The 5,946-nt window shown below is 59.4% G+C and carries 4 protein-coding genes; all 4 read right to left on the reverse strand.

Translation table 11 applies throughout. From position 1 onward, the window contains the following. Positions 1-373: 373 nt before the first annotated feature. Entirely contained in the window at positions 374-1,342 is a 969-nt protein-coding gene (locus ACP7A2_RS02435) for a CDP-6-deoxy-delta-3,4-glucoseen reductase (RefSeq protein WP_426132945.1), read from the reverse strand. Further along, positions 1,342-2,808 (reverse strand): 4-hydroxy-3-polyprenylbenzoate decarboxylase, encoded by a 1,467-nt coding sequence (gene ubiD, locus ACP7A2_RS02440; RefSeq protein WP_426132946.1) that lies wholly within the window; start codon positions 2,806-2,808, stop codon positions 1,342-1,344. The genes ACP7A2_RS02435 and ubiD overlap by 1 nt, the downstream gene beginning before the upstream one ends. A gap of 59 nt (positions 2,809-2,867) precedes the next feature. After that, positions 2,868-4,871 (reverse strand): acyltransferase family protein, encoded by a 2,004-nt coding sequence (locus tag ACP7A2_RS02445; protein ID WP_426132947.1) that lies wholly within the window; start codon positions 4,869-4,871, stop codon positions 2,868-2,870. A 155-nt stretch (positions 4,872-5,026) separates the two neighbouring features. Then, positions 5,027-5,946: transcription termination factor Rho (gene rho, locus ACP7A2_RS02450; RefSeq protein WP_426132948.1), on the reverse strand; the 920-nt coding region annotated here is incomplete at its 5' end.

Here is a 5,946-nt window from a genome sequence, read left to right on the forward strand (position 1 = left end):
GGTTGCGAAGCGACCCTAAAAGGAGGAGTGCGGTGTGTCAGACACTCTTAGGCTGCTGTTTTTGGGGCTGCTTCGCAACCCAACGCGGGGCAAGCCCGCTCGCCACAGAGTACGTATCGCCTGTTTGGCCTAAAGACCTTGAAAGGGCTGGCTGTAAGAGCGGAACCCCAAGTGGCCGCTACCGCAGCAATGGATATGTACTCATTCCAACCAAGCAAATGGCCAACCCAAAGGCCGCCATCGCAGGCAAGCCAGCTCCCACACGTTGAACCGGTTCACACCTGACGATCACAGTCGCCTGACAAGCCGCCTTCGCGAGCAAGCCCGCTCCCACAGTTTAATCGGTGTATGGCAGTGATTTATTTGATCGACTTCAGGGCCGAGGGGCATACGCGAACACATCGGCGCGCATCTGGTGCGCGTCCATCCCGGCCGCCACCAACGCATCCAACGTGCCGTAGATCATTGCCGGCGAGCCACTGGCGTAGACGTGCACGGCCTTGAGGTCGCTGATGTCTTCACACACCGCTTCATGCAGCAGCCCGCAGCGCCCTTCCCAGCCGCACAGGTCGCTGACGACTTTGTGCAGGAACAGGTTGGGCAGTTGCCGCCACTGGTCCCAGTGCTCGATCTCGTAGAAATCTTCCGGGCGGCGCACGCCCCAGTACAGGTGCACCGGGTGCTTGAAGCCGGAGGCGCGGCAATGCTCGATCAGGCTGTGCATCTGCGCCATGCCGGTACCGGCGGCGATCAGCACCAGCGGCCCGTCCGGCAACTCGGCCAAATGGGTGTCGCCAAACGGCAGCTCGATGCGCGCCATCTGGTTGCGCTGCAATTGTTCGAGCAGGGAGCGCGCGCTGTCCTCACGGGCCAGCACGTGCAACTCCAGCTCACGCCCGGCGTGGGGTGCTGACGCCAGGGAGAATGCAGATTTCTGGCCGTTTTCCCGCTCGATCATCAGGTATTGCCCGGCGTGGTAACGCACCGCTTTGCCGGCCGGGGCAAGCAGGCGCACGCGCCACACATCGCCACCGACGTCCACGCATTCACTTAATTGGCACGACAACTTGCGCAACGGCAACTCTCCCGGCGCCAACACGCCATCCCACAACACAATGCAATCTTCCAGCGGTTCAGCGATGCAGGTGAAGAACTCACCATGGTCGCGCACCTCACCGGCTTGCCGCACGCGGCCCTCTACCAGCAGCGCGGCACACACGTGGCACACGCCATTGCGACAGGCCTGCGGGCACTCGTAGCCCAGGCGACGAGCGCCTTCGAGGATTCGCTCGCCAGGGACCAGTTCCAATATGGCGCCGGAAGGTTGCAGGGTTACGCGCATCAATCTATTCCCAATTCTTTCCACATCGCATCGACACGGGCAGTTACCGCTTCATCCTTGACGATCACCCTGCCCCACTCACGGGTAGTTTCACCCGGCCATTTGTGGGTGGCATCCAGGCCCATTTTCGAGCCCAGGCCCGACACCGGCGAGGCGAAGTCCAGGTAGTCGATCGGCGTGTTGTCGATCATCACCGTATCGCGCTTGGGGTCCATGCGCGTGGTAATGGCCCAGATCACGTCGTTCCAGTCGCGGGCATTGATGTCGTCGTCGGTGACAATAACGAACTTGGTGTACATGAACTGTCGCAAAAACGACCACACACCGAGCATTACCCGCTTGGCATGGCCCGGGTACGACTTCTTCATGGTCACGATGGCCATGCGGTACGAACAGCCCTCGGGCGGCAGGTAGAAGTCGGTAATCTCCGGGAATTGCTTTTGGAGGATCGGCACGAACACTTCGTTCAGCGCCACGCCCAAAATAGCCGGCTCATCCGGTGGACGGCCGGTGTAGGTGCTGTGGTAGATCGGTTTGATGCGGTGGGTAATGCGCTCGACGGTGAACACCGGGAAGCTGTCGACTTCGTTGTAGTAGCCGGTGTGGTCGCCGTAAGGGCCTTCATCGGCCATTTCGCCAGGATGAATCACGCCTTCAAGGATGATTTCAGCGGTGGCTGGCACTTGCAGGTCGTTGCCACGACACTTCACCAGCTCAGTGCGGTTGCCGCGCAACAGGCCGGCAAACGCGTATTCGGAGAGGCTGTCGGGCACTGGCGTTACGGCACCCAGAATGGTCGCCGGGTCAGCACCCAGGGCCACCGAAACCGGAAACGGCTTGCCGGGGTGCTTTTCGCACCACTCACGGAAATCGAGCGCGCCGCCACGGTGGCTCAGCCAGCGCATGATCACCTTGTTGCGGCCGATCACTTGCTGACGGTAAATACCGAGGTTCTGGCGGTCTTTGTTCGGGCCTTTGGTGACGGTCAGGCCCCAGGTGATCAGCGGGCCAGCGTCGCCCGGCCAACAGGTTTGCACCGGGAGCATACCCAGGTCGACGTCATCACCTTCGATGACCACTTCCTGGCACGCGGCGTCCTTGACCACTTTGGGGGCCATGGCAATGATCTTGCGGAAGATCGGCAGCTTCGACCAGGCGTCTTTCAACCCCTTGGGCGGCTCGGGCTCCTTGAGGAAGGCCAGCAACTTGCCGATCTCGCGCAATTCGCTGACTGACTCGGCGCCCATGCCAAAGGCAACACGGTCGGGCGTGCCGAACAAGTTGCCGAGCACCGGAATATCAAAGCCGGTCGGGTTTTCGAAAAGCAGCGCCGGGCCCTTGTTGCGCAGGGTACGGTCGCAAATCTCAGTCATTTCCAGTACCGGGGAAACCGGTACATGGATACGTTTCAACTCTCCGCGCTGCTCAAGTTGCTGCACGAAATCCCGAAGATCCTTGAATTTCATTAACTTTGCCACCCGTAAAATAGGCGTACATCCTACCTGCTCTTACGAGCGCTGGCAGCTTATTGCACGTCATTGCGGCTCACACCCGACTCAACGGAGACGGTGCGCAAGGTGTTGAAGAAGGGCTCAAGGAAGCCTTCCACATAATGCGTGCCCACGATAGAAAGGTGGTTATCGTCGGTATACAGCGCCTGGCCGCCCAGCTCGACCCGACACCAACCGTTGGTATCACACAGCTTGGGCGCCGGATCCAGCACCTGAACACCCGAGTCTGCTGCTGCGATCTGCTCAAAAACAGCGCTGATAGTGGCTTGTCGCTGCAGGTGCTCGCTCACCGGCAAGCCTTCCTTGTCGGTCGGACGCCCCAGCATCGCCAGTCGGCTCAGGCGGTACGGAACGTTGAATTCCTGCAACGGCACTTCCTTCACCAGCCACACACGGCGGCCACTGGCACGCAGTTGGTGCACCAGCGCATTCATGCCCTCGGAGAATTTACGCTCAGCGACGGCACGGTCATATTTCCCTGTCGCCGGGTCATGAATCGTTGGGCCGGTATCGCCGTTGCGCTGACCATAAACGTACAGGCTCCAACGGGCGACCAGCACCACGTCACTGAATGAGTCGCGGCTCAGCAACTGAGTGACGCGCTCATTAAAGGCGTTGCAGCCCGGGGTGTTTTCTTTGCGGTAGAAAGGCAGGCAACCGGCGTAACCGGCCTGTGTGATGCCAAAGTCGTACCTGCCGGCACCGTCTTTCAACGCAGGAATCAACGCCGAGGCGTGGCTGTCACCCCACACCAAGGCACGGGCAGTGCCCTCTTGCGGACCAAAATGACACAGCTCGCGGTGCTTGTTTTTCTTGTCATCCGACAAGCAGTTCATCAGGTTGGGGCTCCAGGTGTGAGCCTTGGCGAATTGCAGGGCCTGGGGCGATAACCGCCAGGCAAAGCCATCCGACCACACCAGGCCTTTACCGATCAAACCCAGGCTGACCAGCCCAATGACCGCCGATACCAGCACTGCCCGATTCCCAGCCAACAGGCGCCGCTCACGAAACGGCCCTTCGACAAAGCGCCAGGACGCGTACCCCAACAGCAGGCTCAGGCTGAACAGGGCCGCAAGCTGAACAGGCGCCAGGTCGGTAATATTCGCGTATTTGCCAAACACCAGCACCGGCCAATGCCACAGGTACCAGGAATAGGAAATCAGCCCGATACCCACCAACACGCGACTACCCAGCAACTGCCCGACCCACGTGGTGTGTTGGCCGTTGGCCCAAATCAGCCCGACCACGCCCAACACCGGCAACAGGGCGGCCAAACCCGGGAAGGCGGTGCTGTCGTCATAGCCAACGACTGCCACCAGGATCAGCCCCAGGCTGATAGCGCTGATGGCTTGCGCCAACATTGGGCTTATACGCTTGGCGCGCGCAGGCATAACGGCGAGCATGGAGCCAGCCAGCAGCTCCCAGGCACGCATGGGCAGCAGGAAAAACGCCTTGTCCGGCGCATGCGAGACCGCCCACACGCTTGCCGCAAAAGACACCAGCAACAACACGAACAACGCGCTGCGCCAGTGCTTGAGCCGACTCGACAACAGCGCCAGCAACAGCGGAAACGCAATGTAGAACTGTTCTTCAACCGACAGCGACCAGGTGTGCAGCATCGGTTTCATATCAGAGGCGGTTTCGAAATAGCCGTCCTGACGCATGAAGAACAAATTGGAGATGAAGATCGCCTGGTTATGGATCGATCGGCCCAGCTCGGAATAGTCCTTGGGCGCCATCAGGAACCAGCCGACGACCAGCGACACAGACATCATCACCAGCAACGCTGGCAGGATACGCCGGGCCCGGCGCGCCCAGAAATTCAGAAAACTGAAATGCCCACCCTCGCGCTCACGCAGGATGATCGAGGTGATCAGGAAACCTGAAATCACAAAAAAAACATCTACGCCGACAAAGCCGCCGGTGACACCCGGCACCCCAAAGTGGAACAACACTACAGCCAGGACAGCGATAGCGCGCAGGCCATCAATGTCTCTTCGGTAAGCAAGAGCGGTCATAAATCGTAATCAACCTGATACAAATGGAAGAGAGCGTAGGCGTAATCGCCCTTTTTGTTTCTGTACTGACACGCTCCGCACACATACCTCCCTGTTTGGCGCAAAAAAAATGGCACCCTCAAGGGCACCATTTTTCTTCGACCTGAATCGTCGTGTTATTTACGCTTCATCGACAGGAAGAACTCGTCGTTGGTCTTGGTAGCTTTCAACTTGTCGATCAGGAACTCGATGGCTGCGACTTCGTCCATCGGGTGCAGCAGCTTGCGCAGGATCCACATGCGCTGCAGTTCGTCATCGGCGGTCAGCAACTCTTCGCGGCGTGTGCCGGAACGGTTGATGTTGATGGCCGGGAACACACGCTTTTCAGCGATGCGACGGTCCAGGGGCAGTTCCATGTTGCCGGTACCCTTGAACTCTTCGTAGATCACTTCGTCCATCTTCGAGCCGGTTTCAACCAGCGCGGTGGCGATAATGGTCAGCGAACCGCCTTCTTCGATGTTCCGCGCAGCGCCGAAGAAACGTTTTGGTTTCTCCAGGGCGTGGGCATCGACACCACCAGTGAGTACCTTGCCGGAGCTCGGGATCACGGTGTTGTAAGCACGGGCCAGACGGGTGATGGAGTCGAGCAGGATCACCACGTCTTTCTTGTGTTCGACCAAGCGCTTGGCCTTCTCGATCACCATTTCGGCAACCTGCACGTGGCGGGTTGGCGGCTCATCGAACGTCGAGGCAACCACTTCGCCGCGCACGGTGCGCTGCATTTCGGTTACTTCCTCCGGACGCTCATCGATCAACAGTACGATCAGGTGAACTTCAGGATTATTGCGCGCGATGTTCGCTGCAATGTTCTGCAGCATGATGGTCTTACCGGCTTTGGGCGGTGCAACGATCAGGCCGCGCTGGCCTTTACCGATCGGGGCGCACAGGTCGATGACTCGACCGGTCAAGTCTTCGGTGGAACCGTTACCGGCTTCCATCTTCATGCGCACGGTCGGGAACAGCGGCGTCAGGTTCTCGAAGAGAATCTTGTTTTTCGCGTTCTCGGGACGATCGAAGTTGATCGTGTCGACCTTCA

This window comes from Pseudomonas sp. PWP3-1b2 (genome assembly GCF_049896045.1).
GTDB classification, from domain to species: domain Bacteria; phylum Pseudomonadota; class Gammaproteobacteria; order Pseudomonadales; family Pseudomonadaceae; genus Aquipseudomonas; species Aquipseudomonas antarctica_B.

What these genes read in the sequence shown, in the direction of transcription:
- ACP7A2_RS02445 (WP_426132947.1), bottom strand. Translation starts at nt 4,871, where the DNA reads ATGACCGCTCTTGCTTACCGAAGAGACATTGATGGCCTGCGCGCTATC.
- ubiD (WP_426132946.1), bottom strand. Translation starts at nt 2,808, where the DNA reads ATGAAATTCAAGGATCTTCGGGATTTCGTGCAGCAACTTGAGCAGCGC.
- ACP7A2_RS02435 (WP_426132945.1), bottom strand. Translation starts at nt 1,342, where the DNA reads ATGCGCGTAACCCTGCAACCTTCCGGCGCCATATTGGAACTGGTCCCT.